This window comes from Nocardioides sp. Root122, assembly GCF_001425025.1.
Taxonomy (GTDB): domain Bacteria; phylum Actinomycetota; class Actinomycetes; order Propionibacteriales; family Nocardioidaceae; genus Nocardioides.
In genome coordinates this window covers 66952-92334 of the sequence record NZ_LMDE01000012.1, presented here as the reverse complement: position 1 = coordinate 92334, position 25383 = coordinate 66952, and the positions used below count along the sequence as shown (strand labels likewise).

Sequence of the window (25383 nt, the reverse complement as noted above, 5' to 3'; positions counted from 1 at the left end):
AGGCCAACTGCTGCGACGGTGCGCCGCTCTAGCCAGCCAGGGTGATGCCCTGCTCGCCCAGGGCCTCGCGCAGCCGGGCGATCGCGATCGGCCCGACGCCGTGCATCGCGGCCAGCTGCTCGGCCGAGTACGTCGCCACCTGCTCCAGCGTGGTGACCCCGGCCTCGCGGAGGGCGCGCGTCGCCGGCGCCCCGATGGACCTCGGCAGCTGGGTGCCCTGCTCCCGCGGCGCGCGCACCCGCGGGGCGGGCAGCCCGGCGTCGACGACCGCCTCGCCGCGAGGCGAGAGCAGGTAGCCGATCGCCAGGGACTCGGTCAGCCCGAGCTCCTTGAGCTTGCGGACGTCCTTCTTGAAGTCCGGGGTCTCCCGGCCGACCTGTGCCGCCAGGTCGGGTGCCCGGACCGTCGGGTTGAGGTCGATCAGGTCGAGGGTCGCCCGCGTCCACGGACCGTGGGCCGACGACGCGTCGAGGCGGTCCAGCCGCGCGTTGATCGCGGCGATCTCGTCAGCGTCGGGGACGGTGGACCGGAGCGCCTCGCGCGGATCGGGTCCGGCGTAGGCCACCCCGATGCGCCACGTCGGGTCGTCGGGCCGCGCTGCCAGTGCCTGCTTGAGCGCGGCGAGCGACGGCGCACCGGCCCGCCTGGCGTCCTCGGCCCGCAGCTGGCCCAGGCTCACCTGCTCGACCGAGGTGACCTCGATGAGGCCGACCCCGGTGCGCATCCGCGTGCCGACCACCACCCGCGGCTTCGCCCACCGCCGGAAGGCGAGGTCGATGGTGCCGGCCTTGATCGCGGCCAGCTCGGCCGGTCGGATCATCATGGGCCCAGCCTGCCACCCGGGCGCGGGCTGTCATCCCGCGTCCCGGGGTAGTCCACCGCCAAGTGGCTGCCCCACCGGCCGCGGGACGACCAGAACCCGGTGGACTACCCCCAGCAGGCCGGGGTACGACGACCCCGCAGCCGAGGTAGTCCAGTGACCACTGGCTGCCGAGACGGCGGGTGGTCAGCCACTCGCCACTGGACTACCCCCGGTGATCGACCGGGGGCAGCCCGACGCCGCTGCTCGTCAGAGGTTGCCGCGCTTGTCCTGCTCGCGCTCGATGGCCTCGAAGAGGGCCTTGAAGTTGCCCTTGCCGAAGCCGAGGGACCCGTGGCGCTCGATGAGCTCGAAGAACACGGTCGGGCGGTCGCCGAGGGGCTTGGTGAAGATCTGGAGGAGGTAGCCGTCCTCGTCGCGGTCGACGAGGATGCCGCGCTTCTGCAGCTCCTCGATCGGGACCCGCACCTCGCCGATGCGGGCGCGCAGCTCCTCGTCCTCGTAGTAGGAGTCGGGGGTGTTGAGGAACTCCACGCCGTTGGCGCGCAGCGCGTCGACGCTGGCGATGATGTCGCCGGTGGCCACCGCGAGGTGCTGGGCACCGGGGCCGCGGTAGAACTCGAGGTACTCGTCGATCTGCGACTTCTTCTTGGCGATCGCCGGCTCGTTGAGCGGGAACTTCACGCGGTGGTTGCCGTTGGCCACGACCTTCGACATGAGAGCGGAGTAGTCGGTGGCGATGTCGTCGCCGATGAACTCGGCCATGTTCACGAAGCCCATGACGCGGTTGTAGAAGTCGACCCAGTTGTCCATCTCGCCGAGCTCGACGTTGCCGACGATGTGGTCGAGGGCCTGGAACAGCCGCTTGGGCTGGCCGTCCCGCTTCTGCCAGCGCGGCTCGACGGCCTGGTAGCCCGGGAGGTAGGGGCCGGCGTAGGTCTCGCCGTCGACGGTGCGCTGCACGAGCGTGTGGCGGGTCTCGCCGTAGGTCGCGATCGCGGCGATGCGCACGGTGCCGTGCTCGTCGCTGACGTTCTCGGGCTGGCGGAGCACGGTCGCGCCGGCCTTGACGGCCTGCGCGATGCACTGGTCGACGTCCGGCACCTCGAGGGCGATGTCGACGACGCCGTCGCCGTGCTTGGCGTGGTGGGCGATCAGGTCGCTGTCGGGCGAGACCGCGCCGCTGACCACGAACTTGATGGAGCCGGACTTGAGCACGAACGACTTGTGGTCGCGGTTGCCGTTCTCCGGGCCGGAGTAGGCGATGAGGTCCATGCCCCAGGCCGAGGCGTAGTAGTGGGCGGCCTGGGTCGCGTTGCCGACCACGAAGCAGATCGCGTCCCAGCCCGTCACGGGAAACGGGTCGGACTCGGCGTCGTACTCCACGAGGCCGACGAGCTGCTGCAGCTGCTCGAGGGACAGGTCGGCCTTCATCTCGTCCACGGTCAGGGCGCCACCGGTCGAGGCGATGTCAGTCGTCATGCAGCCAACCCTCCCAATCCGCCGCAACGTGTGCAACAGTACGCCGAAACGTTGCGCACATTGCATAGTCGGAGGGGCCTCGTGGACGAGATCGACAGCAGAATGATCGAGCTCTTCGCCGCGGAGCCCCGCCTCGGGGTGCTCGAGGCCAGCCGGCGGCTCGGCATCGCCCGCGGGACGGTCCAGGCGCGCCTCGACAAGCTCGCCGCCGCCGGCGTGATCACCGGCTGGGGGCCGGACCTCTCCCCGGAGGCGATCGGCTACCCGGTGATGGCGTTCCTCACCCTCGAGATCCGCCAGGGGGCCGGCCACGACGCGGTCGCCACCCACCTCGCGGAGATCCCCGAGGTGCTCGAGGCCTACACGATCACCGGGGCCGGCGACATGTGGGCGCGCGTCGTCGCCCGCTCCAACGCCGACCTCCAGCGGGTCATCGACCTGGTGCTCACCGAGCCCGGCATCGACCGCTCGACGACGGTCATCGCCCTCGCGACACAGATCCCCTACCGGGTGGTGCCGCTCGCCACCGCGGTCACGAGCCCGCCTGCATGATCATGCACGTCCCGCGCGGGGTGACCCCTCAGCGCAGCCGCTGGGCGACCTCGGCCGCGGCCGCGATCACCTGCGGCGCCACGACCGACTCGTCGATGGCCCCGTCGAGGGTGACGATGCCGACGCTCGCGCGCAGGCCCTCGACGCCACGCACGGGCGCGGCCAGGCCGCGCGCCCCGCTCTGCAGCTCGCCGCTCGTCACGGCGTACGTCGACTCGCCCCCGTCGAGCAGCGTGATGGCCTTGCCGGCCGCGCCCTGGGACAGCGCGTGGCGGGCGCCGACCCGGTAGGCCACGTGGAAGTCGGTCCACGTCGGCTCCACCACCGCGAGCGCCAGGGCCTCGTCGCCGTCCGCCACGGTGAGGTGCGCCGTCGACCCGATCGACTCGGCCAGCGAGCGCAGCACCGGCATCGCCAGGTCGCGCAGGAGCGGCTGCACCGCGCTGGCCAGCTGCAGGACGCCGAGCCCTACGAAGAGCCGGGAGCGCGCGTCGCGCCGCACCAGGCCGTGCTGCTCCAGCGTGCTGATCAGCCGGTAGACCACGGTGCGGTTGACCGCGAGCCGGCCGGAGAGCTCGGTGACGGTGAGTCCCTCGGGACTGTCGGCCAGCACCTTGAGCACCCGCAGGCCGCGGTCGAGGGTCTGCGAGGTCTCCGCGGGCATGTCACGACACTAGTGGGACGCGACGAAGTCGCGCACCGCGTGTGTCGGGAGGTTGAGCAAGCCCGTGACCGAGCCTGCGAGGTCGCGACGGCGCGTCGAAATCTGATCTCAGGACGACTGGCGCATCGCCCACTCGCGGATCCGGTTGATCCGCTCGTGCAGCTGCTCGGCGTTGGCGACCGCGGCCGGCGGACCGCCGCACTCCTTGCGGAGGGCGGAGTGGGTGATGCCGTGCGCCTGCCCGGTGCGGTGGTGCCACGCGGCCACCAGCCCGTTGAGCTCGCGGCGCAGCACGCCGAGCTGCTGATGGGTGGTGAGCTGCTCGACGGAGTCGACGACGCGGTCGCCCCCGCCCTCGCTCTTCTGCTTGCGCGCCCGCTCACTCTGCCGTGAGTGCAGCAGCTCGCGCACCTGGTCGGCCTCGAGCAGGCCCGGGATGCCGAGGAAGTCCATCTCCTCCTCGGACCCGACGTGCACCTCGCCGGAGTGGCCGAACTGCGCGCCCTCGTAGAGCACGTGGTCGAACGAAGCGGTCGAGCCGAGCGCCTCCCACGACATCTCGAGCTCGCCCGACGCGGCGTCCTCGGCGTTGGCCGCTGCGAGCAGGCCCTCCTCGGCGGCGAAGATGTCGTCCTCGTCGCTCACCCGGCGGCCGAGCACGTGGTCGCGCTGGGCCTCCATGTCGGAGGCGAACTCCAGCAGGTGCGGCACCGACGGCAGGAACACCGACGCGGTCTCGCCGCGCGACCTGGCTCGCACGAATCGGCCGACGGCCTGCGCGAAGAAGAGGGGCGTGGAGACCGTCGTGGCCCACACGCCGACGGCCAGCCGGGGCACGTCGACACCTTCGGACACCATCCGGACCGCGACCATCCAGCGGTCCTCGGAGTGGGTGAACTTCTCGATCTTCTTCGAGGAGCCCTTCTCGTCGGACAGCACGACGGTCGGCGCCTCGCCGCTGATCTTCTTGAGCAGCGCGGCATAGGCACGGGCGGTGTCCTGGTCACCGGCGATGACGAGCCCGCCCGCGTCGGGCACGTGGCGGCGTACCTCCGACAGGCGCCGGTCGGCCGCCTGCAGCACCGCCGGGATCCACGAGCCCTTGGGGTCGAGCGCGGTGCGCAGCGCCTGGGCGTGCATGTCCTTGGTGAGCGGCTCGCCGAGCCGGGCGACGACCTCGTCGCCGGCCCGCGTGCGCCACTGCATCTCGCCCGAGTAGGCCATGAACAGGACCGGTCGCACGACGTGGTCGGCGAGCGCGTGCGCGTAGCCGTAGGTGAAGTCGGCCGAGGAGACGGGAATCCCGTCGTCACCGGGCGCGTAGCTCACGAACGGGATCGGGTTGATGTCGGAGCGGAACGGCGTGCCGGTGAGCGCGAGCCGGCGGGTGGCGGGGTCGAACGCCTCGCGCACGCCCTCGCCCCACGACAGCGCGTCGCCGGCGTGGTGGATCTCGTCGAGGATGACGAGCGTCTTGAAGCGCTCGGTGCGGATCCGCATCGCCAACGGGTTGACCCCGACGCCGGCGTAGGTGACGGCGATGCCGACGTAGTCGTCGGAGGTGCGGCCCTTGCCGGCGGAGTACGTCGGGTCGATCGGGATGCCGGCCCGCGCCGCCGCCTCGGCCCACTGGCTCTTGAGGTGCTCGGTCGGCGCGACGACGGTGATCCGGTCGACGATGCGACGGCTGAGCAGGTCGGCCGCGACGGTCAGCGCGAAGGTCGTCTTGCCGGCGCCCGGAGTCGCCACGGCGAGGAAGTCCTGCGGCTGGCGGGCCTGGTAGAGGTCCACCGCCGACTGCTGCCAGGCACGGAGGGAGGGCGCGGTGCCCCAGGCGGCCCGGTCGGGCCACGCGGGGGGCAGCGGCGCGTCAGGCCGCCCCGTCACTCGTCGGAGCCCGAGCCGTCGTCACCGGGGTTGAGCGACTCCCAGATCTCCTTGCACTCCGGGCAGACCGGGTACTTCTCCGGGACGCGGCTGGGCACCCACACCTTGCCGCACAGGGCGATCACGGGAGTGCCCATGACCATCGCCTCGGTGAGCTTGTCCTTCGGGACGAAGTGCGAGAACCGCTCGTGGTCACCCTCGTCCACGGGGACGGTGCGACGATCCTCGATCGTCTGGGTGCCCGGGGAGAATCCGATGGTGCTCATGATGGACAAGCCTAAGGCATCGTCCTTCAGACATCGGCCGTGGCGAGCGGTGTCCGGTGCGTGCGATGGCAAGGCGGAGGAGGGAGACATGGCGGAGCCATGGCGACTGACGACAACGCAGCCAGCGTGCGTGCCGGGCGCCGCGCAGCAGGCCGAGGGCTGAGGGACGTTGCCCTACTCGCGACCTAGTTCATGTCCGGATCGACGGGCCGGTTGACGTGCCAGGCCAGCATGCCGGGCTGGCGGCGCATCACGTCGCGCCACAGGCCGCTGGTGTCGTCACGGAACGCGTCGCCCGCCTCGCCGTTGACGACGTACCAGCTGCCCTCCTCGATCTCCCCCTCCAGCTGCCCGGCGCCCCAGCCGGCATAGCCGGCGAAGACGCGCATGGTGGCCAGCGACCCGTCGACGAGCTCGGCCGGGGTGTCGAGGTCGACCATGCCGAGCAGCCCGGCGACCGGACGCCACCCGACCGGAGGGTCCTGCACGTCGCGCAGCTGGGCGACCGCGAGTGCGCCGTCGGTGCCCACGGGCCCGCCCCGGAAGAGGACCTCGGGCTCGGAGACGATCTCGCGCCACGCCTCGAGCACGTCGGCCACGAGGATGTGGGAGGGCCGGTTGAGCACCACGCCGAGGGAGCCCTCGTCGGTGACGTCGAGCAGCAGCACCACGGTGTCCGCGAAGTTGGGGTCCTGCAGCGCCGGCGTGGCCACCAGCAGCATCCCGGAGACGAGCTGCATGCCCTCCACTATGGCCGATCGCCCGGCACGACACACCCCTCGGGGCGACCGGGCGCAACCTTTTCGGGACCTCGCGAGTCCCCTTCTGGACAACGCGAAGGAGACACCATGCGTACGACACCGCTGGCGGCGGCACTCGGGCTGGCCGCCACCTTGACCATCGCCCCCGCCCTCACCGGAGCCGGGAGCCCGGCCTCCGCCGCCGGGGAGACCTGTGACGGCAAGGCTGCCACGATCGTGGTGCAGCCGACGACGACGTACCCCCGACCGTGGACCGTGGGCACGCCCGGTGACGACGTCATCGTCGGCACCGCCGACCGCGACCGGATCGACGGCGGCGGCGGCAACGACACCATCTGCGGGCTCGACGGCGACGACCACCTCGTTGGCGGCACCGGCAACGACCGGCTCTTCGGCGGACTCGACTGGTACTACCCCGACGACGACTACTGGGGCGACGTCATCGAGCCCGGGGCGGGCGACGACTTCGTCGACCTGGGCGCCGACCTGGACTCCAAGGACCTGTGGTGGGGCGACAGCCTCTACGCCGACCAGGTGTCGTACGCCAACGCGCCCGGTCCCGTCACGGTCGACCTCACCACGCTCACCGCGACCGGAGAGGGCACCGACACCTTCGCTGCCACGCCCGCCGGGAAGTTCGCCGGCATCGTCGGCTCGCCCTACGACGACGTGCTGACCGGCGGGCCCGCGGACGACCAGATCCACGGGGGCGGAGGCGACGACCTCATCACCGGCGGCCCCGGCGACGACATGCTGCACGGCGACCTCAACTGGGACCCCGACAAGCGCAACTACGACACCTCGGTCCCCGGCGACGACCTGGTCGAGGGCGGAGACGGTGACGACGTGGTCGAGGGCGGGCACGGCGCGGACGCCCTGCGCGGGGACGGCGGCGACGACTACGTGGTCGCGGCGAAGGACGCGCAGGGCACGTCGATGGAGGGAGGCGACGGTGACGACGACTTCAGCACCGCCCAGGGCACGACGGCGCGGGGCGGCGCCGGTGACGACACCTTCGACCTCGGCATCGGCCGCGGCAAGAAGGCCGACAGGTCCCGCACGGTCGTCGGCGGCCGGGGTCGCGACAAGGTGACGCTCTCGTCGTACGTCGGGGGGAAGAACCGCTACGACGTGACGATCAGCGTGCCGAAGCGGCGCATCGACGTCGGTGGCGGCCGCTTCGCGAAGGTGACCAGCAGCGAGGAGTTCCAGGTCGAGGGCAACGACGGTCCGGGACTCGTGGTGTTCCGCGGCAGCCACCGTCCGGAGCTGTTCCGCCTGCGCTGGGTCATGAAGGCCAAGGTGCACGCCTTCGGAGGCGGTGGCGACGACGTGCTGATCTCGGGCTACGCCGCCGACGTGCTCGACGGCGGTCCCGGCCGGGACCGGCTCGACGCCAGCCGTGGCCGGGACCGCTGCCTGCGCGGCGAGGCGCTGAAGGGGTGCGAGCGGCGACGCTGAGCCGGGGACGGGGACCGCGCGGGTCACCTAGGCTGCGCGGATGACCACGCCCGCCTCGACCCCGTCCCGGCGGCAGCGCGGGTCCGCCTCGACCGAGCTCGCGCTCGTCGAGGCGGCCGCGCAGCTGTTCAGCGAGCACGGCTACCAAGCCACCTCGCTGGACGCCATCGTGGCGGGGGCCGAGGTCACCAAGGGTGCGCTCTACCACCACTTCAGCGGCAAGCAGGCGATCTTCGAGGCCGCGTTCGCGCAGTTGGAGCACCGTGCGAGCGTGGGCATCTCCGCGGCCATGGACAGCCACGACGACCCGTGGGTGCAGGCACAGGCCGGCGTGCGGGCCTTCCTCTCGGCCGTGCAGGAGCCTGCCTACCGGCAGGTCGTGGTCTCGGACGGGCCGTCGGTGCTCGGGCACGAGCGGTTCCGCGAGCACGAGGAGCGCTCGACCTACGCCGTCGTCGACCGGATCGTCCGCTCGGTGCTGGCCCCGGGCGAGTGGCACCTCGACGAGGCGATGCTCGACACCCTCACCCGGGTGTTCTTCGGGGCGATGTCGGCGGCCGGCGGGTCCGTCGCAATGAGCGACGACCCTGCCGCCGCGGCCGCCCGGGTCGAGGCCGCGATCGACCTCGTCCTGACCGCCCTCCGACGACTGCTGGAGAGCGGTGCCGAGCAGCCCGGCCCGGTCGGGTGACTACTTCGCGAAGGTGACGTCGCCGTCGACGGCCGGCACCAGCTCGACCCACGTGTGGCCGGCGGGCACCTTCAGCTCGCCGGACTTGGTGGCCAGCTCGATCGCGCCGGTCAGGCCGTCCTTGGACCACGTGCCGCGGATGACGCGGCCGCCGTGGAAGAGCAGCGCCGGGCCGGTGCCCTCGAACTTGGTCTCCGGCACCGGGTAGCCCGCCGGGTCGCGGTAGCCGGCGTCGCCGACCTTGACGCGCAGCACGAGCACGGAGTCGGCGGGGAACTGGTCGCCCTGGGCTGCGTAGGAGTCGGTGTTGACGTAGCCGCCGCCCTGGAACTGCCACGAGGTGGAGTGCGCCCCGAAGTCGGCGGTCAGGGTGCGCGCCTTGGCGCCCTTGGGCAGGTCGTCCTCGGTGCCCCACGGCAGGTAGGCCGGCGGCTCGTCGTCGGTCTTGAGGCGCTTGGAGATCTCACCGAGGCGGGCGAACAGGTTGTAGGGGGCCGAGCGCGTGGTCTCGCGGTAGACACCCGGTGCGCCCTCGGTGATCCACGGGATGCCCGCACCCTTGATGCGGTTGAGGGTGACCTGGGCGGCGCCGCTGGTCACGACGGTGGCGCCGTCGGGCACGATGCCGATGTCGCTGGCGCGCATCGAGCGGACCGGGCCGATGTCGGCGGGGACCTTGGAGTAGTAGAACGCCGCCAGGCGCGTGTAGCCGCCCTCCACGAGCTCCTCGACCACCAGGTCGGCGGAGCCGAGACCCACCTGCGGGGCGCTGGAGGAGGTGTTGTCCACCTTGGTCACGATGACGGGGTGCTTGGGGACGTTGCCCTTGCGCTCGAGTCCCGTCAGCGGCCAGTACGTCGGCTCGGGGGCCGCGGTGGTCTCCTGCGAGGTCGGCTCGGAGGGCGAGGCCGCCGGGGCCTCCTCGTCGTCGCCCCCGCCGCACCCGGCGAGCAGCAGCGAGGCCGCGACGATGACGGCGGCGGCTGCCGTGGAGGAGGAGTGGGGACGGTGACGCACGGGGAACTCCGATCGAGCGGGGGGATTTTCTGCCTTGCAGTGTGGGGGCGCGCCCTCCCCGATCAGGGAAGGCGCGCCACAGGGTAGATCAGCAGGATGTGCCTACCACTCCCAGCCTGTCACCGCCGGCGCAGCGTGCCGCCGAACCACTGGGAGGTCCACGGCACCGCGATCCGCACGCGCTGGCCGGAGCCCGGCGCGTGCACCATCACGGCGTGGCCGTGGGACCACCGCAGGAAGATCGCGGCGTGGTAGACCCCGCCGCTGCCGTAGAAGAACATCAGGTCGCCGGCACGCATGTCCTTCTTCGCGATGCGGCGCGCGAAACCCGCCTGGGCGCCCGAGGTGCGCGGCACGTCGAAGCCGGCCCGGCGGTAGCTGTAGAAGACCAGCCCCGAGCAGTCGAAGCGCGCCGGACCGGCCGCGCCGTAGGCGTAGGCGTCGCCGCGCTGGCGCATGGCGGTGGCCTTGGCGCCGATGACACGCCGGCTGACGCGCTGGGCGGCCGTCACCTTGCGGGCGCCGGCCTGCGTGGTGACGCCGGAGTCACGGGTGGACGAGGCGGTCTGGGCGGTGGTGGTGGCAGTGGCCGGCAGGGCCGTCATCGTCGATGCGGTGACGCCGAGGCCGGCGAGGGCGAGCGCGCAGGCTCGCGCCGTGCGAGAGATCGCAGGCATGAGGAGCTTCCTTTCCCACGCCTGTGAGGTGAGCTGTCGGACTGGGACTGGAAAGTGCCCCGCCACCATGCTGTGGCTTCGCCCCGAGCCGGTGCGTGCGGGCGCACGTGACCGGCAGTGGAACCTGTGGGTCCCCCACTCCTGCCCTCGATGGTTCTCGGGGGTCGCCCCGGCCGGGCAGGACTCGGCGTAGCCCGGGGCGGTGTGAACTTGTCAGTGGCCGGCACCAGCAGGCCGGCCCGAGCCGTCCCGTGGGTCTCGCGACCGCCGTCCAAGGTAGGCACCTGCCACGCCGGCGCGCAACACGACCACGGCCCCGACCCGCGACGTCGCGGGCCGGGGCCGTGACGTTGGTCTCAGCCGAGCTTGCGCCCACCGTCCACGTAGAGCGTCTGCCCTGTGATGAACGACGCATCGTCGCTGCACAGGAACGCGGCCGCCGCGGCGATGTCCTCGGGCTGGCCGACACGGCGTACGGGCGTCGCCTCGGCGTTGACGCGCTGCAGCTCCTCGGGCTCCATCTTCAGCCGGCGCGCGGTGGCGTCGGTCATCTCGGTGACGATGAAGCCGGGCGCGATCGCGTTGGCGGTGATCCCGAAGGGTCCGAGCTCGATGCCCAGCGTGCGGGTGAGGCCCTGGATGCCCATCTTGGCCGCCGAGTAGTTGGCCTGGCCGCGGTTGCCCAGCGCGGAGACGCTGGAGAGGTTGAGGATCTTGCCGTACTTCTGCTCCACGAAGCGCGACTGCGCGGCCTTCGTCATGTTGAACACGCCCTTGAGGTGCACGCCCATGACGACGTCCCAGTCCTCCTCGGTCATCTTGAACAGGAGGTTGTCGCGGGTGACGCCGGCGTTGTTGACCAGGACGTGGATGCCGCCGAGCTCGTCGACGACGCGCTGCACGGCGGCCTCTGCCGCAGCCCCGTCCACCACGTCGCAGCCGATGCCGACGGCCTTCGCGCCGTCGACCAGCTCGAGCCGCGCGGCTGCGTCCTGGGCGGCGGACTCGTCGAGGTCGAGGATGGCGATCGAGGCACCCTCGGCGGCGAACCGCTGGGCGATGCCGAAGCCGATGCCCCGCGCTGCTCCGGTGATGACGGCGACTCGCTGGTCGAAACGGCCCATGGGAACTCCTGCGATCTAGGTGGAAAATCGGTGAAGGAACTGCGCCCCGCAGGCTACCGAGCCGTGGGGCTCGCTACGGTGTGGGGATGGGCCGGAGGGATTTCAGGGCCGCTGCTGTGGTGGCGGTCGGCATGGCGCTGACTGCTGCCCTGGTTGCGTGGACGCACCACCTGCCGCTCCGCGACCCCGACGGAGCGTCGCTGCCGACCTGGTTCCGGCTCCCGGTGATCGTGGCGTCCGCGGTCCTGCTGGACGTGCTCGCCCGCTGGGCGCTGCTGGTCAGGCGCAACCGGACCTTCATCGGCACCTCGCTACGCGGGGTCCTGGTCGAGCGGTGGAACCGCGACCAGATCTGGTTCACCCTGAGCGGACTGGTCACCTGGTACGTCGCCTACGTCGCGTTCCGCAACCTCAAGAGCTTCGTCCCGTTCGTCACCGATCGCATCGCCGACCCCGAGCTGACCAAGCTCGACCGGATCCTGTGGTTCGGCCACGACCCCGCCGTGGTGCTCCACGAGGTGCTCGGCACGTCCTGGGCGAACTGGGTGATGGCCGCGGTCTACCTGATCTGGATCGGCCTGGTGCCGGCCAGCCTGGCCATCGCGCTGGTCTGGACGCGCCGGTCGTCCTACGGCGCGTGGTACGTCACCGCGGTCTCGGTGGACTGGTGCCTGGGCGTGATCTTCTACTACGTCGTGCCGTCGCTGGGGCCGACGTACTCCTCGCCCGAGTGGTTCGCCTCGCTGCCGCGCACCCCCAACAGCGCGGTGCGCGACGCGCTGCTCTCCGATCGGATCAAGGTGCTCTCCGGCCCCTGGGACACCGGCGCCGTCCAGACCATCGCAGCATTCGCGTCGCTGCACGTGGCCGTGATGCTGACCATCTGCCTCACCGTGACCGTGATGCGGTTGCCCCTCACCATCCGCGTCGCGAGCTGGGCCTTCCTGGCGCTGACCTGCGTGGCGACGGTCTACCTCGGGTGGCACTTCTTCGTCGACGTGCTCGCCGGCTTCGTCGTCGGGTCGGCGGCCTTCGTGCTCGCTGCCCGGGCGACCGGCAACCCGCTGAGACGCCGCGAGGAACCGTGGACGTTCCGTGCGGCCCTCGACGTCTCGACCCCGGCCGAGCCCGACCCGCTCGCCGGGCACCGCTGACGGCTCACCAGATCCAGCTGCGCACCTCGGTCGCGGCGATGGCCTCGCGCCACGCCTCGTCCCTCGCGAGTCGCGTCAGCACCGTCTCCGCCTTGGTCACGGGGTCGAACAGGCTGAGCACCGACCGCTGGCGGGTGTCGTCGCACTCGGGCTTCTCGTGGGTGAGGACCAGGTCGTCACCGCGGGTCCCGACCAACGTCAGCGGACCGCGCACCCCGGGGACGCGCACCATGCGGACCTTGCCCGCGGCGGTCTGCCGGGTGAGGAAACCGCCGCCGCAGCCGTCGAAGGACTCGTACCAGGACCGGCCCTGCACCTCCCGGACGTCGCCGTCGTTGAGGATTAGCGGCCCCGTCGTGCGCGTCTTCTCGGTGTGACGGACTCCCAGCCCGACCGAGCTGCCGTCGAGGTCGACGGCGCGCAGCTGGCTCGAGCGCGTCCCGCTGCACGTGGCGACGACGGAGTCGGCGTCCAGCCAGCGGCGCGGGACGCAGCTCCTGCCCACGTCGACCGACACGCTCGTGCCGGCGGCCAGGTCGGTGACCCACCACGTCGCTGCGGCCGCGGTCACCAGCGTCCGCCCGTCGGTGCTGGTGATGGCCGAGCCGTCCGAGCGCGCCGGCAGCCGTGTCCGCGTCCCGTCCCAGTCGAGGGTGGAGACACGGCCTGGGCGTCGCGCGGAGCCGTACGACGTCATCAGCACCCCGGAGCCGTCCGGGTCGAGCGCGAAGAAGCCTCCGCGCTGCGGCGCCGTCACCTGGTGCATCGCGCCGGTGGTGACGTCGTACGACACGAGCCGGTCGCGGTCACCGCCGGTCAGGACGCGCAGGAGCGCCGTGTGCGTCTCCGGGCGCCAGTCGGCGATGAGGAAGTCCCCCGGGAAGACGTCGGGGGGCCCCTCCTCGAGGTCGACGCTGTAGACGGGGTGCCGGACGCCGTCCGGCGTGATCACCTCCAGCGAGCGGCCGAGGCCGTCGGCGTCGCGGTCCTCGAGGGTCCCGCGCGTCACGACCGCCACGACGGAGTCCGGCCCCAGCTCGGCGGCGGTCACGGTCGCGGTGGTCGGCACCGGGAGCCCCATCCGCGTGTGCCCGGCGGCCGCGGTCGGCGTGACCGGCGTGGGCGCAGCGCCGTGGTCGGCCTCCGCCGGGTCCGCCCCGGGCATCGTGACAGCGAGCGCCGCTGCGAACAGGGTCGCGACGGTCGCGGCCGCGCCGATGGTGCGAGTGATGAGCATGTGTCCCCCTAGGTGTGAACGGAAGACGCGGTGGCACCCTGTTTGGTTGCGCCGCTGGCTCAACGGACGAGGACAGGCACGCCGTCCCACGACGCCAGGGCGACCAGCACCACGACTGTCTTCACACCGGCTGTGACACCGGCCGGCGGGCGTTGGTTGTCAGGTCAGCGCGTCGCGCAGCTTCGCACCGTAGGCCGCGGCCTCGCCGTCGGCGTACTTGGTACGCGGCCAGAAGAAGCCGCGCAGGCCGTCACCCTTGGTGCGGGGCACGACGTGCAGGTGCAGGTGTGGGACCGACTGGCTGACGACGTTGTTCATCGCCACGAACGACCCCTGCGCGCCGAGGCCGGTGGTGACCGCCGTCGCGAGCCGCTGGGCGGCGGCGAGGAAGCCGTCGCGCAGCGCGGCGGGGAGGTCGGGCAGGGTGTCCACGTGCTCACGCGGCACGAGGAGGACGTGGCCCTTGAACAGCGGCCGGGTGTCCAGGAAGCCCAGGAAGTCGTCGGTCTCGAGCACGAGCTCGGCGGGCACCTCGCCCGAGATGATCTGGCAGAAGACGCAGCCGGGCGCGGTCGTGGAGTCCATGGACGTAGCGTCCCACCCACGCGTCAGCCGCGCGCCTCGTGCGGATCGCTGCGTCAGGCGTCAGCCCAGGTCACGACGTCGTCCAGCGCCGCCCGCGAGGTGCGGAAGCCGTTGACGGGGTGGTCGGTGTCGGCGTACCCGAACGAGATGCCGGCCACGACCAAGCGGTGCTCGGGCAGCCCGAAGTGCTCGCGCAGGAAGCCGGGGTAGCCCGCCAGAGCCGCCTGAGGCGCTGCCGCGAGCCCCAGCGCCTGCGCACCGAGCAGGAAGGTGCTGATCCAGAGGCCGCAGTCGACGGCGCCGTAGACGCCGAGGTCGTCCTCGGTGGTCAGGATCGCCACGTGCGGGGCGTCGAAGAGGTCGAAGTTGCGCAGCATCTGCTCGAGCCGCCGGTCGGCGTCGTCCTTGGTGATGCCGACCGAGTCGTAGAGCTGGAAGCCGCACTCGCGGCGTCGGTCGCGGAAGACCCCCGTGTATGCCGTCGGGAACGCGAAGTCCGGGTCCTGCGGCTGCGACATCACGTGCTCGGCGAGCGCTTTGCGGAGCCGGTCCGTCGCCTCCCCGCTGGCGACCACGACCTGCCAGGGCTGGGTGTTGCACCACGACGGCGTGCGCTGGGCGAGGGCGAGCAACCGCTCGATGTCGGGCTGCGGCACCTGCTCGGGGAGGAACTGCCGGCACGTCCAGCGCTCGTCGAGAAGGCTGGTCAGGGTGTCGAACGGCGTGGCGTCGGTCATGGGCAGAGCCTGCCAGCCGACCGTGGAGCCGGCGGCCCAGAGGTGGGCCTGCACGCTCCACCGTCGGGGCCAATCCGTCGAAAAGCCCACGCGCCGCAGCCGTCTCGCCCACCATGGACGTCGCCATGACACGCCCACTCATCGTCCGCGCCCTCGCCGTCCTGCTCCTGCTGACGGCCCCGGCCGTCGCGCCCCTGTCCGGGGCGGCGGCCGTCGGCCCGAGCGAGCAGCGCCGGGCCGAGCCCGCGGCGACGGCGCCGGTGTGGCTCGCGCCGGCCGAACCGCACGCGGAGAACCCGACCAACCCGCTCGCGCACCGCCTGTGGGGCGTGTACCGCGGACCGCAGGACCAGGTGTGGCGTCCGTACATGCGGGCGAAGGGCGCGGCCCGCAGTGCGCTCGCGATGATCGCCGAGCGCCCGCGGACCAAGTGGTACGGCAAGTACCTCCCCGACGCGCGGGTCCGCTCGACCGTGACCGACTACGTCGCGAGCTCCCAGGCCGGCAACCCCGAGACGCTCAGCCAGATGGCGGTCTTCCGGATGGTGCCGTGGGAGGGCGAGGCCTGCAAGCGGCCCACGACGCCGGCCGAGGCCGCGAGCTACCGCACCTACGTCCAGGAGCTCGCCACCGGCATCGGTGACGCGCACACGCTCGTGGTGATGCAGCCCGACGGCCCGTTCCTGCTCTGCGCCCCGGACCGCGGGGTGAAGTCCGAGCTGCTGACCTGGGCCACCCAGACCCTCAGCGCGCTGCCGAACACCAGCGTCTACATCGACGCGGGCGCGGCCGACTGGTGCGAGGGCGGGACCGCGCAGGAGTCATGGCGGTGCGCGGAGATCCTGAAGCTCAGCGGCATCCAGTACGCCCGCGGGTTCGCACTCGACTCCACCCACTACACCGGCCCGGTCGAGAACATCGACCGCGGGATGGAGATCATCGCCGAGCTCGTCGCCGACGGCTACGCGGCGCCGCACTTCATCATCGACACCGCGAAGTCCGGGCGGCCCACCATGTGGCCCGACATGATCTCGGCGACGCCGAGGGGCCTGCGCAACAACGCCCGCACCTGCACCAGGCGAACCATGAAGCGGTGCGTCACCCTGGGTATCCCGCCCACCCCACGCCCCGCCGACCCCCAGTGGGGCCTTCCGGAGCCGCAGCGCCAGCAGGCCGCGGCGTACGTCGACGGCTTCGTGTGGTTCGGCCGTCCGTGGCTCTACAACCAGGCCGACCCGTTCGTGAAGAAGCGCGCGCTCGCCATGGCGGCCAGCACGCCCTGGACCGACACCGGCCCCCGCTAGCGCGGGGTCCGGCTCGAGGCGCCGAGCAGCGCCAGCGCCTCGGCCGTCGCGCCGGCGATCGTCAGGACGTGAGCAGTCCGACGACCTCCTGGGCGGCCTCGGTGCTCGACGCCGGGTTCTGGCCGGTGACCAGCGTGCCGTCGACGACCACGAAGGGCGCCCACGGCTCGCCGGAGGAGAAGGTCGCTCCGGCCTCGCGCAGGCGGGACTCCAGCAGCCAGGGCGCCTTGTCGGCGAGCCCGGCCTGCTGCTCCTCCGCGTCGGAGAAGGCGGTCAGCCGGCGTCCGGCGAAGAGCCAGGAGTCGTCGGCGCGGGTGGCGGGCAGGAGGCCGGCCGGGCCGTGGCAGACCGAGGACACGACCTTTCCGGCGTCGAGCATCGTCACGAGGATGCGACCGAGGTCGTCGCTGACGGCGAGGTCCTCCATCGGGCCGTGGCCACCGGGCACGAAGACGGCGTCGTAGGAGTCGAGGTCGACGTCGGCGAGGACCAGGGTCGACTCGAGCCGGGGTGCGAGCGCGTCGAGGGCCTTGCGCTGCTCGGCCGACTCCTCCTCCCCGATCGTGTCGGGGGCCAGGCTGCCCTCGTCGACGACCGGTGTGCGGCCCTCCGGGCTCGCCAGGTCGACCTCGATCCCGGCGTCGGCGAACACCTGCAGCGGGGACAGCAGCTCCTCGGCCCAGAAGCCTGTGGGGTGCTGGGTCCCGTCGGTGAGGGTCCAGTGGTCGGAGCCGGACAGGACGATCAGGATCTTCGGCACGTGCGTACTCCTCGGGTGGGGGCGTGGACGCCGTACGGCGCCTCTCACGACGCTACCCACGAGGTGGTGGGCCCCGTGGCGCCACCGGCCGGCCGCGTCACCGGCGGACCTCGCAGGAGTCCAGCCGCTCGCCGCGCACGCACCGGTCTCGCCCGCCCTCGCCCTTCAAGGTGTCGCGACCCGGGCCACCGTCGAGCAGGTCGCGTCCGAATCCCGTGCGCAGCCAGTCGTTGCCACCGCGGCCGTGGGCCCGGATCCAGCCGCCGTGCGTCTCGAGGTCGACGCGGTCGGCGCCGCCGGTGCCGTACCACGTGACATTGAGCCAGTCGGGCCAGTCGCTGCTGGTCGGCGCGAAACCCTGCATCGAGATGAAGCGCGCCACCACGCCCTGACCGGTGATGCGGGCCGTCCCGGCCGGCGCACCGACCACGAGGTGCGTGCCCCGGGGCACGAGCCGACGCGAGAACGCCAGTCCGAGCACGTCACGCCCCGGACCGCCGTCGATCGTCGTCGGGGCTGTGAAGTCCGTGACGGTGGCCTCGAGGTGGTCGGCGCCCGAGCCTCCCTCGATCCGCACCGCCCCGCCCCCGAGGATGGTGTCGGCGCCGCCGTCCCCGCGGAGGTCCGCGCCCCCGCCCCACCTGACCCAGATCAGGTCGTTGTCGCTGCCTCCGGACACCTGGTGCGCGCCGTCACCGATCCACAGCTGGTCGTTCCCTGCCCCTCCGAGGACGACGTCCTCGCCGGGATCGGGCACGGCCTCGCTGCCGTTCGGCTCGGTCACCACCTCGTCGTTCCCGCCCCGCGCATCGACGGTGTCGTCACCGCCGCCGGGAGCGATCAGGTCCTGGAGCTCGGTGCCCAGGAGGAGGTCGTCGTGGGCCGAGCCGATGATGCCCGCAGCGAACACCACGGGGGCGATCGTGTCGGTGCCCTCACCGGAGGCCGTGCCGGCGGCAAGGTCCACGGTGACCGCACCAGCGGCCCCGGCGAACGAGACGACGTCCCAGGAACGGGACGACTCCCCCTCCCAGAGGTCCTCGGCCTGCGGGTCGTGACCGAGGTCGACGCGGTCGTTGCCCGGTCCGGGCTCGACGAGGTCGCCGTAGTAGCCGTCATCGGCCTGGTAGCGACGGTCGAGGCCGCCGAAGAGGCGGTCGTCGCCCTCGCCCCCGATGAGGTGGTCGTTGCCGGCCAGGCCGCACACGACGTCGTTGCCGCCGGCCCCGTCGATGACGTCACGCTCGGCGCTGCCCACGATCACGTCGTCGCCGGCCGTCCCGGTGAAGGTGGGGACCACCCACGCGCCCGGGGACGGCGACGGCACGACCAGGGTGGCCGTCAGACCGTCGCAGGTCAGGCCGTCGGCGTCGGCCGCCGATGTCTGCCCGTGCGCCCCGACGAGCGGAAGCACCAGGCCGAGGACCGCGGCGAGGGGCAGCCTGTTCATCGGCGTCTCCAGTGCTCGGACGTCGCGAGGCCCTGGCCCTCGCGGACTGGCGTCACCTCGACGGTAGGCCCGGGCGCCTGGCGGAGGTAGGGCCGGAAGGCCCGCGCCGACAGGTCGGCGCCGTGGTCTCACGGCACGCTGCTCACGCACCTCGACCACCGCAGGTGGGGGTGCGGGTGGCGAAGCCCGGCCTCGCGCGGCGAAGCCGCGCACAAAGGGCGAGAGCGACGTGGTCAACGGCGGAGCCGTGACACACGTCGCCCTCGATCGAGCGTGGAGCTGCGGGGAATCGAACCCCGGTCCTCGAGCGCCGAGCCAGGTCTTCTCCGGGTGCAGTCTGTGATGTCGTTTTCTCGGCCCCGGCGCTCGCACAGACACGTCGCCGACAGGCTCAGTCAGGATTGAGTCCCGGTCACCCCTCCTGACAGAGAGTGACCAGCAAGTCTCCTAGATGAGGCCTGGGTCCGGGACGGAGACGGATGCCCGGTCAGACCCTTCGATCACTGCTCAGGCAGCGAGAGCGAAGTCGTTGCGCTTGGAGTTGGCAACTATGGATTTCCAGCGATCGTTTACGAGATGACGCTGGCTTCTCGACCCGCTTCCCCTGGAACTAACGTCCCAAGTCGAAACCGATCAGCCCCTCTTGAGTTGTGTCTTCATCATACGGGTCAACGCCGACACCCGTCGCTTTGATTCCCCTCACCCGAGGGTCAGGCGCTGGTCGGTGACGATCTCGGCCATCTCGTCGAGCGTGATGCCGAGGTCCAGGTCACGTGGGTCGCCCTCGATCGAGACGCCGGAGTAGTCGGCGATCACGTCCTCGCCGTCGCGGCGGTCGATCACGTAGACGATGCCGGGATCCTCCTCGGGCTCGAGCTCCTGCCAGGCCAGCACGAGGCGGTGCCCGTCGTGGTCGAGGTCGACGCACTCGTCGAAGAACGACTCGTCGCCGCACACGAGGGGGCTGTCGGTGGTCGGCGCGACGGCGACGCTGAGGGACAGTCCGCGCCGGTAGACGAGCACCGCACCCGGCGCCTCGACCCCGAGCTCGCGCGTCATCACGTCCCACGAACCGACGTGGCGCGGCTCCCGGGCCACGTGGTCGGCGACCACCGCGGCGATGCCATCGGGAGTCAGGTCGGCTGCCGGCTCCCGCGGGTCCTCGTCGGCACCGCACCCGGCGAGGGCGAGGGGTACGACGGCGAGCACGGCGGCGACCGTCGTCCGCCTGACGGACGCCACGTCAGGACTCGCGGCTCGAGGCGTCCGCAGCCGCCTGGTCCAGCCCGTCCATCCCGCCCGGCCCGGCTGCCTCGTCGCCCTCGGCCGCGCTCCGGTGCACGCGTACGCGCGTGATCCGGTGCCCGTCGACGGCGGCGACCTCGAGGACGTGGTCGCCCACCGGCACCCGGTCGCCGACCTCGGCCATCCGCGCGAGAGCCTGCAGGACGAACCCCGCCACGGTCTCGTAGGGACCGTCCTCGAGCACCACGCCGGTCCGCTCGCCGAACTCCTCGATCGTGATGCCGGCATCGACGGTCGCGGGGTCCGCGGACGCGGCGATCTCGGCGTCGCGGTCGTACTCGTCCTGGATCTCGCCGACGAGCTCCTCCATCAGGTCCTCGAGGGTCACGATGCCGTCGGTGCCGCCGTACTCGTCGACCACGAGCGCGATGTGCGCTCCCAGGCGGCGCAGCTGGTCGATGGACGGCAGCACCCGGTTGGTGCGCGGAAGCACGGGCAGCTCGCGCACGAGGTCGGCGACGGTGAGGTCACGCTCGTCGGCGCGACCGAGGACGTCGCGCAGGTGGAGGTAGCCCAGGACCTCGTCGAAGGACTGCCCGGTGACCGGGTAGCGCGTGTAGGGCTCGGCGGCGATCACCGCGACCGCGCTGGCGAGGGGCAGGTCACCGCGCAGGAAGACCACGTCGCCGCGCGGCTTCATCACCTCGCTCAGCGAGCGGTCCCCGGCCTCGAAGACGTCGTCGACGATCTTGCGCTCGTCCGCGGGGATGTCCTCGTGGCCCGAGATCATCATCCGCAGCTCCTCCTCGTCGACCTCGTCGCCGGCCGCGTCGGGGTTGCCGCCGAGGAGACGCACGAGCGCGTTGGTCGAGACCGAGAGCAGCCAGATGACGGGCGTCATCACCTGCGCGAAGCGCCCGAGCGGGGGCGCGAAGAGCCGCGACACCTGCACCGAGCGCTGGAGTGCGATCCGCTTGGGCACCAGCTCGCCCAGCACGAGGGAGAGGTAGGACACCACCAGCGTGACGACGACGAGCGAGACGGTCTCGGGGGCGGGCGTGCCGAGCCTCTCGAAGACCGGGGCGAAGGACGGCGCCAGCGTCGAGGCACCGAACGCGGCGGAGAAGAAGCCCGCCACGGTGACCCCGATCTGGACCGCGGACAGGAAGCGGTTGGGATCGCGCGCCAGCGACGCCACCGCGTGGCCGCGACCGCCCTGCGCCTCGAGCTTGTCGACCTGCGCCGAGCGCAGCGAGACCAGCGCGAGCTCCGTCGCGGCGAAGACGCCGCCCATCAGCACGAAGGCGAGGACGAGCAGGACGTCGATCCAGGTTCCGGGCTCCACGCCCTCACCGTAGCGAGGAGCCGGAGCTCACCGACCCAGGATGGCTGCGCCGACGGCGGCCACGGGGAAGCCGGACGGCACGATGCTCAGCCGGTCGGCGAGGCCGAGGGATGCCAGGAAGGGCGAGCCCTCCCCCAGCACCTTCAGCTGCTCGACCACGGCGAGGCGCAGCGGCTCGCCGACCTCGGTGACGCCGCCGCCGAGCACGATGCGCTCGGGGTCGATCGTGAGGCCGAGCATCCGGATCGCGCTCGCCACGCCCCAGCAGAAGCGGTCGCGCACGGCCAGCGCCGCCGGGTCGCCGGTCTCCGCCGCCGCGAACAGTGCCGCCGCGGGCCACTGCTCGGTCGTCGGCCACGCCTGCGACAGGGCGGCCCCGGAGGCGATGGTCTCGAGGCACCCGCGCTGGCCGCAGCCGCACCGGGCACCCTCGGGGTCCACGGGGATGTGCCCGATCTCGCCCGCGGCGCTGTGCTCACCGCGGCGCAGGGTCCCCCGCATGACCAGCCCGGCCGCGAGGCCGGTGCCGACACTGAGGTAGACGACGTCGTCGGCGCCGGCCAGCGCCCGCGCGGCCAGGGCGGCCGCGTTGACGTCGTTCTCGATCACGACCGGGACCCCGAGGCGGTCGGTCAGCAGGTCGCGCAGGGGCAGGTCGTCGCCGTTGACGTCGAGGTTGACCGCGTGGCGCAGGATGCCGCGCTCACCGTCGACCAGCCCCGGCACACCGACGCCGACCCGACAGTCGAGCGGCAGGCGCGTCGCGCTGCGCAGCGCCTCGAAGACCCGGGCTGCGGTCGCGGTGACGCCTTCGGCGCCGGGCACGGTCGACTCGCGCACCTCGGCGAGGATCGTGCCGTCCGACTCGAGGACCACCCCGTGGGTCTTGGTCCCGCCGATGTCGAGCCCGACCGCTCGCGTCCCTGCCAGTGCGGCACTCACCGCGTCCACCCTGCCTCTCGCAACACCTCGACCACCGCGGCGACGCCCGGACCGGACGAGCCACGCGTGCAGATTCTCGCAAGCCCGCCGTCGTACGGCCCCGGCCAGCCCCACTCGACGACCACCACGTCGCGTCCGCCCCGCGACAGCTCGTCCAGCAGGGCGAGCACCTCGGGGCGACGGTGGGCGTCACGGACCTGCACGACGAGGGGTACGCCGTCGGGCACCTCCTCCGGGGCGGCCGGGTGCACCGTCACGTCCGGACCGAGCCCCCAGGCGACGTCCCCGACCGCGATGTTGGCCGTGGTGGCGACGCTGACGATCGCAGCGCCGCTCAGGTCGGGCAGCACGCCCTCGACCAGCAGCGCACCGGCAGCGGCCTCGACCTGGCGCAGCCGGTCCGGGGGCTCGCCCGCGGCGGTGAGGGGTGCGTCCAGGGCCGCCACGCGCGCGGCGGCCTCGGCGAGCCGCGCGTGCTCGAGGCCGCCGTCGGCCACCGCCGCGAGGATCGCGGCGCACACCTCCTCGACCAGGGCGGCCGGCTTGTCGGGGCCGATGCAGAGCAGGTCGCAGCCGGCCGCCAGGGCCAGCACCGCCGCCTCCGGGATGCCGCGACCGCCGGACGCGCCGGCCATGTCGAGGGCGTCGCTGACGATGACGCCGTCGAAGCCGAGCACGTCGCGCAGCATCGCCAGCACCACCGGGCTCAGCGTCGCGGGACGGTCGGGGTCGAGCGCGGGCACCACGATGTGCGACGTCATCACGGCGCGGGTCCCCGCCTCGACGGCTGCGTCGAAGGGCACCAGCTCGCGGGTGGCGAGCGTGTCGGCGTCGACGTCGATCCGTGGCAGGTCGAGGTGGCTGTCGGTGGCGGTGTCACCGTGGCCGGGGAAGTGCTTGGCGCACGCCGCCACCCCGGTGGACTGCAGCCCGCGCGTCCACGCCGCCGCGTGCTCGGCCACCCGCTCGGGGTCGGTGCCGAAGCTGCGGGTGCCGATCACCGGGTTGTCGGGGTCGCTGTTGACGTCGACGTCGGGCGCGAGGTCGAGGGTGATCCCGACGGCCGCGAGCTCGTGACCGACCCAGCGCCCGACCGCCTCGGTCAGGTCGAGGTCGTCGACGGCGCCGAGGGCCGCGGCACCCAGCACCGGGCTCGGCGTACGGGTGTGGAGCCGGCTGACGTCACCGCCCTCCTCGTCGACGGCGATCACCGCCCGTGGGTTCGCGGCGCGGATCGCTGCGCTGAGCGCGGCTGTGGCGTCGGCGCCCTCGGCGGTGTTGCTGCCGAAGTAGCAGATGCCGCCGAGCCCCGCGGCGAGGAGCGCGCGGTAGTCGTCGGGAAGCGTGGTGCCGCTGAAGCCGGGCAGCAGCACCCGGAGCGCGAGCGTCCTGTCGTTCGAGCTCATCCCTTCACGGCCCCGGCGGTGAGGCCGCTGGCCATCCGGCCCTGGACGACGAGGAAGAAGATGATCACCGGCACGGCGATGAGGGTGGAGCCCGCCATGATGCCGCCCCAGTCGGTGCCGCTGTTGACGTCGGTGAAGGTCGAGAGCCAGAGCGGGAGGGTGCGCCGGTCCTCGCGCGTCATCACGACCAGGGCGAGGGTGAACTCGTTCCACGCCTGGATGAAGCCGAAGACGCCGGTGGCGACCAGGCCGGGTGCGAGCAGGGGGAAGGTGACGCGGCGGAATGCCTGCATGCGGGTGCAGCCGTCCATCATCGCGGCCTCCTCCAGCTCGTAGGGGACGCCCGCGACGAAGCCGCGGAGCGTCCAGATCGTGAAGGGCAGCACACCGGCGACGTAGACGATCGTCAGGCCGACGACGGTGTTGAGCAGCTCCATCCCCTCGAGCATCTTGTACTGGGAGATGAAGAGCCCCTCGACCGGGATCATCTGGATCACCAGCAGGGTCACGATGAAGGACATCCGACCCCGGAAGCGGAATCGCGACACCGCGACCGCGGCGACGAAGGCGAACGTCAGTGCGACCACGATCGTCAGACCGGTGACCATCAGGCTCACCTTCAGCGCGTTGACGAACTGGTCGGTCTCGAAGACCGTGCGGAAGTTGTCGAGGTCGCCGCCGAACGGCACCCACGTGGGCACCGGGTTGCGGATCTCGTTGCGGTCGAGGAACGAGCTGTTGACCATCCAGTAGACCGGGAAGGCCGCCAGGACGAAGGTCAGCACGCCGACGGCGTCGGCCAGCCACCGGGTGGGGCGGGGCGTGGAGCGGGACATCAGGACTCGGTCCTCTCCTGCCGGATCATCGACCGGACGTAGGGGGCGGTCAGCAGCACGGTGAGGCCCAGCATGAAGATCGCGACGGCTGCGGACGTGCCGAAGTCACCGCCGCCGATGCCGAGCCGGTAGATGTAGGTGCCGAGGAGGTTGGTGTCGGTGGCGCTGCCGCCGGCCTTCTGGAGGATGTAGATCTGCGCGAAGACCCGCAGGTCCCAGATGACCTGCAGCAGGCCCACCACCATCAGGACCGGGCGGATGCTCGGCAGCACCACGTGCCGCAGGCGCCCGGCGCGGCTCGCCCCGTCGATCTCGGCGGCCTCGACGAGCTCCTCGGACACCTGCGTCAGGGCTGCGTACACCGTGAACGCGACGAACGGGACGCTCATCCACACCACGACGACGGTGGCGACGAAGTAGAACGACAGCGGTCGCAGCAGCCAGCCGTGGCCCTGGAAGTCACCGCCGAAGCTGGTGAGGAGGTAGTTGATGACGCCGTACTGGGTGTCGAAGAGCCACTGCCACACGGTCAGCGACGCGACCACCGGCATGGCCCAGGCGAGCAGCAGGCCGGTCTGGGCGAGCAGCCGCACCGGCGTCGACATGGCGCGCATGACGAGCGCGAGCCCGACGCCGAGCAGCATCGTGACGGCCGCGTTGACGAGGCAGAAGACGATCGTGCGGAGGGTGACCCGCCACAGGTAGGCGTCGGAGAGCAGCTCGCGGTAGTTGGCCAGGCCGACCCACTCGGGCGGCCGGCCGAACTGCTGCGCCAGCCCGAACTCCTGGAAGGACAGCAGCACCTGGCGGACCAGGGGGTAGCCGAGCGCCAGGCACAGGGCCAGCACGGCCGGTGTGATCAGGAGGTACGGCAGCGGGGCGGGGCGGCGACGACGGGTCGGACGGGCGGGGCGCTCGGCCCTCCGGCGCTCGGTCATCGCCGCCTCCTCTCGTAGGTCGGTCCGGGTGCTCATCATGCT

25 protein-coding genes, 1 other RNA gene and 1 riboswitch are annotated in these 25383 nt (G+C 72.2%); of the genes, 5 read left to right on the top strand and 21 right to left on the bottom strand.

Features of this window, described 5'->3' with window-relative positions; genetic code table 11:
• Positions 1 to 28 precede the first annotated feature (28 nt).
• Entirely contained in the window at positions 29 to 823 is a 795-nt protein-coding gene (locus ASC64_RS15880; RefSeq protein WP_056908529.1) for a helix-hairpin-helix domain-containing protein, read from the bottom strand.
• A 246-nt stretch (positions 824 to 1069) separates the two neighbouring features.
• On the bottom strand, positions 1070 to 2302 hold the full coding sequence (gene hppD / locus ASC64_RS15875) for a 4-hydroxyphenylpyruvate dioxygenase (RefSeq protein WP_056908528.1): 1233 nt from the start codon (positions 2300 to 2302) through the stop codon (positions 1070 to 1072).
• Between the two features lie 81 nt (positions 2303 to 2383).
• Here hppD and ASC64_RS15870 point away from each other — a divergent pair, with 81 nt between their 5' ends.
• Positions 2384 to 2854, top strand: coding sequence for an Lrp/AsnC family transcriptional regulator (locus ASC64_RS15870; RefSeq protein WP_200937835.1), 471 nt, complete (start codon positions 2384 to 2386; stop codon positions 2852 to 2854).
• A gap of 28 nt (positions 2855 to 2882) precedes the next feature.
• Here ASC64_RS15870 and ASC64_RS15865 read toward each other — a convergent pair whose 3' ends face one another.
• The 4 genes from ASC64_RS15865 to ASC64_RS15850 form a co-directional block, all read right to left on the bottom strand.
• Complete coding sequence (locus ASC64_RS15865) at positions 2883 to 3518, bottom strand: IclR family transcriptional regulator (protein WP_056908526.1); 636 nt, start codon at positions 3516 to 3518, stop codon at positions 2883 to 2885.
• 108 nt (positions 3519 to 3626) lie between these two features.
• Positions 3627 to 5405 (bottom strand): DEAD/DEAH box helicase, encoded by a 1779-nt coding sequence (locus ASC64_RS15860; RefSeq protein ID WP_056908525.1) that lies wholly within the window; start codon positions 5403 to 5405, stop codon positions 3627 to 3629.
• A complete protein-coding gene (locus tag ASC64_RS15855; RefSeq protein WP_056908524.1) occupies positions 5402 to 5671 on the bottom strand; it encodes a DUF3039 domain-containing protein in 270 nt (89 codons plus the stop codon). The genes ASC64_RS15860 and ASC64_RS15855 overlap by 4 nt, the downstream gene beginning before the upstream one ends.
• A 185-nt stretch (positions 5672 to 5856) precedes the next feature.
• Positions 5857 to 6411 (bottom strand): YqgE/AlgH family protein, encoded by a 555-nt coding sequence (locus ASC64_RS15850; protein ID WP_056908523.1) that lies wholly within the window; start codon positions 6409 to 6411, stop codon positions 5857 to 5859.
• A 108-nt stretch (positions 6412 to 6519) separates the two neighbouring features.
• Between ASC64_RS15850 and ASC64_RS23020 the strand changes: the two genes are divergently transcribed.
• Together ASC64_RS23020 and ASC64_RS15840 are read left to right on the top strand one after the other, a co-directional pair.
• Positions 6520 to 7893: a calcium-binding protein gene (locus ASC64_RS23020; protein WP_056908522.1), complete on the top strand. Its 1374-nt coding sequence runs from the start codon at positions 6520 to 6522 to the stop codon at positions 7891 to 7893.
• A 40-nt stretch (positions 7894 to 7933) separates the two neighbouring features.
• Positions 7934 to 8584, top strand: coding sequence for a TetR/AcrR family transcriptional regulator (locus tag ASC64_RS15840; protein WP_056908521.1), 651 nt, complete (start codon positions 7934 to 7936; stop codon positions 8582 to 8584).
• Here ASC64_RS15840 and ASC64_RS15835 read toward each other — a convergent pair whose 3' ends face one another.
• The 3 genes from ASC64_RS15835 to ASC64_RS15825 form a co-directional block, all read right to left on the bottom strand.
• Positions 8585 to 9601 carry a DUF3048 domain-containing protein gene (locus ASC64_RS15835; protein WP_056908520.1) on the bottom strand — a complete coding sequence of 339 codons (1017 nt, stop codon included), beginning with the start codon at positions 9599 to 9601 and terminating at the stop codon, positions 8585 to 8587.
• A 119-nt stretch (positions 9602 to 9720) separates the two neighbouring features.
• Positions 9721 to 10278, bottom strand: a complete 558-nt coding sequence (locus ASC64_RS15830) for a C40 family peptidase (RefSeq protein WP_056908519.1) — start codon at positions 10276 to 10278, stop codon at positions 9721 to 9723.
• Positions 10279 to 10281: 3 nt separating this feature from the next.
• Positions 10282 to 10441, bottom strand: a riboswitch (cyclic di-AMP (ydaO/yuaA leader).
• A gap of 193 nt (positions 10442 to 10634) precedes the next feature.
• A complete protein-coding gene (locus ASC64_RS15825) occupies positions 10635 to 11402 on the bottom strand; it encodes an SDR family NAD(P)-dependent oxidoreductase (RefSeq protein ID WP_056908518.1) in 768 nt (255 codons plus the stop codon).
• Positions 11403 to 11488: 86 nt separating this feature from the next.
• Here ASC64_RS15825 and ASC64_RS15820 point away from each other — a divergent pair, with 86 nt between their 5' ends.
• A complete protein-coding gene (locus ASC64_RS15820; RefSeq protein ID WP_082550543.1) occupies positions 11489 to 12556 on the top strand; it encodes a phosphatase PAP2 family protein in 1068 nt (355 codons plus the stop codon).
• A 4-nt stretch (positions 12557 to 12560) separates the two neighbouring features.
• On the opposite strand, the gene ASC64_RS15815 is transcribed toward ASC64_RS15820, so the two are convergent.
• The 3 genes from ASC64_RS15815 to ASC64_RS15805 all read right to left on the bottom strand — a co-directional run bounded on the left by ASC64_RS15815 (position 12561) and on the right by ASC64_RS15805 (position 15115).
• On the bottom strand, positions 12561 to 13793 hold the full coding sequence (locus tag ASC64_RS15815; RefSeq protein ID WP_056908516.1) for a hypothetical protein: 1233 nt from the start codon (positions 13791 to 13793) through the stop codon (positions 12561 to 12563).
• 159 nt (positions 13794 to 13952) lie between these two features.
• Entirely contained in the window at positions 13953 to 14378 is a 426-nt protein-coding gene (locus ASC64_RS15810; RefSeq protein WP_056908515.1) for an HIT family protein, read from the bottom strand.
• A gap of 53 nt (positions 14379 to 14431) precedes the next feature.
• Positions 14432 to 15115, bottom strand: a complete 684-nt coding sequence (locus tag ASC64_RS15805) for a nitroreductase (protein ID WP_056908739.1) — start codon at positions 15113 to 15115, stop codon at positions 14432 to 14434.
• A gap of 125 nt (positions 15116 to 15240) precedes the next feature.
• Between ASC64_RS15805 and ASC64_RS15800 the strand changes: the two genes are divergently transcribed.
• Complete coding sequence (locus ASC64_RS15800) at positions 15241 to 16419, top strand: glycoside hydrolase family 6 protein (protein ID WP_162245815.1); 1179 nt, start codon at positions 15241 to 15243, stop codon at positions 16417 to 16419.
• Positions 16420 to 16480: 61 nt separating this feature from the next.
• Here ASC64_RS15800 and ASC64_RS15795 read toward each other — a convergent pair whose 3' ends face one another.
• From ASC64_RS15795 to ASC64_RS15760, 9 genes are all read right to left on the bottom strand, one after another.
• Positions 16481 to 17179 carry a type 1 glutamine amidotransferase domain-containing protein gene (locus ASC64_RS15795; RefSeq protein WP_056908513.1) on the bottom strand — a complete coding sequence of 233 codons (699 nt, stop codon included), beginning with the start codon at positions 17177 to 17179 and terminating at the stop codon, positions 16481 to 16483.
• Between the two features lie 97 nt (positions 17180 to 17276).
• The gene (locus tag ASC64_RS15790) at positions 17277 to 18629 is read right to left on the bottom strand and encodes a calcium-binding protein (RefSeq protein ID WP_056908512.1); all 1353 of its coding nucleotides are present in this window, start codon (positions 18627 to 18629) and stop codon (positions 17277 to 17279) included.
• Positions 18630 to 18900: 271 nt separating this feature from the next.
• Positions 18901 to 19270: a transfer-messenger RNA gene (gene ssrA / locus ASC64_RS21760) on the bottom strand.
• Positions 19271 to 19328: 58 nt separating this feature from the next.
• Complete coding sequence (locus tag ASC64_RS15785; protein ID WP_056908511.1) at positions 19329 to 19871, bottom strand: hypothetical protein; 543 nt, start codon at positions 19869 to 19871, stop codon at positions 19329 to 19331.
• 1 nt (position 19872) lies between these two features.
• Positions 19873 to 21219, bottom strand: a complete 1347-nt coding sequence (locus ASC64_RS15780; protein ID WP_082550542.1) for a hemolysin family protein — start codon at positions 21217 to 21219, stop codon at positions 19873 to 19875.
• A gap of 27 nt (positions 21220 to 21246) precedes the next feature.
• Complete coding sequence (locus ASC64_RS15775) at positions 21247 to 22161, bottom strand: ROK family protein (RefSeq protein WP_235563785.1); 915 nt, start codon at positions 22159 to 22161, stop codon at positions 21247 to 21249.
• The gene (locus ASC64_RS15770) at positions 22158 to 23567 is read right to left on the bottom strand and encodes a glycoside hydrolase family 3 N-terminal domain-containing protein (protein WP_056908510.1); all 1410 of its coding nucleotides are present in this window, start codon (positions 23565 to 23567) and stop codon (positions 22158 to 22160) included. The genes ASC64_RS15775 and ASC64_RS15770 overlap by 4 nt, the downstream gene beginning before the upstream one ends.
• On the bottom strand, positions 23564 to 24403 hold the full coding sequence (locus ASC64_RS15765) for a carbohydrate ABC transporter permease (RefSeq protein WP_056908509.1): 840 nt from the start codon (positions 24401 to 24403) through the stop codon (positions 23564 to 23566). Before ASC64_RS15765 ends, ASC64_RS15770 begins: the two co-directional genes overlap by 4 nt.
• Positions 24403 to 25380 (bottom strand): carbohydrate ABC transporter permease, encoded by a 978-nt coding sequence (locus tag ASC64_RS15760; protein WP_200937832.1) that lies wholly within the window; start codon positions 25378 to 25380, stop codon positions 24403 to 24405. Before ASC64_RS15760 ends, ASC64_RS15765 begins: the two co-directional genes overlap by 1 nt.
• Positions 25381 to 25383: the final 3 nt, after the last annotated feature.